A 2504-nucleotide genomic window follows, 5' to 3' on the forward strand; every position below is an offset into this window, starting at 1 on the left:
GTCGTGACTGCGTGCCTTTTGAAGAATGAGCCTGCGAGTTAGCGGTGTGTAGCGAGGTTAACCCGTGTGGGGAAGCCGTAGCGAAAGCGAGTCCGAATAGGGCGATTGAGTTGCACGCTCTAGACCCGAAGCGGAGTGATCTAGCCATGGGCAGGTTGAAGCGGAGGTAAGACTTCGTGGAGGACCGAACCCACCAGGGTTGAAAACCTGGGGGATGACCTGTGGTTAGGGGTGAAAGGCCAATCAAACTCCGTGATAGCTGGTTCTCCCCGAAATGCATTTAGGTGCAGCGTCGTGTGTTTCTTGCCGGAGGTAGAGCACTGGATAGGCGATGGGCCCTACCGGGTTACTGACCTTAGCCAAACTCCGAATGCCGGTAAGTGAGAGCACGGCAGTGAGACTGTGGGGGATAAGCTCCATGGTCGAGAGGGAAACAGCCCAGAGCATCGACTAAGGCCCCTAAGCGTACGCTAAGTGGGAAAGGATGTGGAGTCGCAGAGACAACCAGGAGGTTGGCTTAGAAGCAGCCACCCTTGAAAGAGTGCGTAATAGCTCACTGGTCAAGTGATTCCGCGCCGACAATGTAGCGGGGCTCAAGCGTACCGCCGAAGTCGTGTCATTGCAGCAATAGGGCCAACGCCCGCTGTGATGGGTAGGGGAGCGTCGTGTGCCGGGTGAAGCAGCAGCGGAAGCTAGTTGTGGACGGTTCACGAGTGAGAATGCAGGCATGAGTAGCGATACACACGTGAGAAACGTGTGCGCCGATTGACTAAGGGTTCCTGGGTCAAGCTGATCTGCCCAGGGTAAGTCGGGACCTAAGGCGAGGCCGACAGGCGTAGTCGATGGACAACCGGTTGATATTCCGGTACCCGCTTTGAAACGCCCAATATCGAATCAGGCGATGCTAAGTCCGTGAAGCCGTTCCGGACCCTTCGGGGAAAGGAAAGTGGTGGAGCCGACGAACCAGACTTGTAGTAGGTAAGCGATGGGGTGACGCAGGAAGGTAGTCCAGCCCGGGCGGTGGTTGTCCCGGGGTAAGGGTGTAGGCCGAGGGGTAGGCAAATCCGTCCCTCATATAAGGCTGAGACCTGATGCCGAGCCGATTGTGGTGAAGTGGATGATCCTATGCTGTCGAGAAAAGCCTCTAGCGAGTTTCATGGCGGCCCGTACCCTAAACCGACTCAGGTGGTCAGGTAGAGAATACCGAGGCGTTCGGGTGAACTATGGTTAAGGAACTCGGCAAAATGCCCCCGTAACTTCGGGAGAAGGGGGGCCATCACTGGTGATCGGATTTACTCCGTGAGCTGGGGGTGGCCGCAGAGACCAGCGAGAAGCGACTGTTTACTAAAAACACAGGTCCGTGCGAAGCCGTAAGGCGATGTATACGGACTGACGCCTGCCCGGTGCTGGAACGTTAAGGGGACCGGTTAGTGCGCTTTCGGGCGTGCGAAGCTGAGAACTTAAGCGCCAGTAAACGGCGGTGGTAACTATAACCATCCTAAGGTAGCGAAATTCCTTGTCGGGTAAGTTCCGACCTGCACGAATGGCGTAACGACTTCTCGACTGTCTCAACCATAGGCCCGGTGAAATTGCACTACGAGTAAAGATGCTCGTTTCGCGCAGCAGGACGGAAAGACCCCGGGACCTTTACTACAGTTTGATATTGGTGTTCGGTTCGGCTTGTGTAGGATAGGTGGGAGACTTTGAAGCAGCCACGCCAGTGGTTGTGGAGTCGCCGTTGAAATACCACTCTGGTCGTGCTGGATGTCTAACCTCGGTCCGTGATCCGGATCAGGGACAGTGTCTGATGGGTAGTTTAACTGGGGCGGTTGCCTCCCAAAGGGTAACGGAGGCGCCCAAAGGTTCCCTCAGCCTGGTTGGCAATCAGGTGTTGAGTGTAAGTGCACAAGGGAGCTTGACTGTGAGACCGACGGGTCGAGCAGGGACGAAAGTCGGGACTAGTGATCCGGCGGTGGCTTGTGGAAGCGCCGTCGCTCAACGGATAAAAGGTACCCCGGGGATAACAGGCTGATCTTCCCCAAGAGTCCATATCGACGGGATGGTTTGGCACCTCGATGTCGGCTCGTCGCATCCTGGGGCTGGAGTCGGTCCCAAGGGTTGGGCTGTTCGCCCATTAAAGCGGTACGCGAGCTGGGTTTAGAACGTCGTGAGACAGTTCGGTCCCTATCCGCTGTGCGCGTAGGAATATTGAGAAGGGCTGTCCCTAGTACGAGAGGACCGGGACGGACGAACCTCTGGTGTGCCAGTTGTCCTGCCAAGGGCATGGCTGGTTGGCTACGTTCGGGAGGGATAACCGCTGAAAGCATCTAAGCGGGAAGCCTGCTTCAAGATGAGTATTCCCACCTCCTTGAGAGGGTAAGGCTCCCAGTAGACGACTGGGTTGATAGGCCAGATGTGGAAGCCCGGTAACGGGTGAAGCTGACTGGTACTAATAGGCCGAGGGCTTGTCCTCAGTTGCTCGCGTCCACTGTGTTAGTTCTGAA

The 2504-nt window shown here is 56.4% G+C and carries 1 rRNA gene; it reads left to right on the forward strand.

The annotated features are described in order from the left end of the window. Positions 1-2473: ribosomal RNA gene (locus AB0D66_RS34455) — 23S ribosomal RNA — on the forward strand; the annotation flags it as partial. Positions 2474-2504 lie beyond the last annotated feature (31 nt).

The organism is Streptomyces sp. NPDC048270 (assembly GCF_040652335.1).
In the GTDB taxonomy this organism is placed as follows: Bacteria; Actinomycetota; Actinomycetes; order Streptomycetales; family Streptomycetaceae; genus Streptomyces.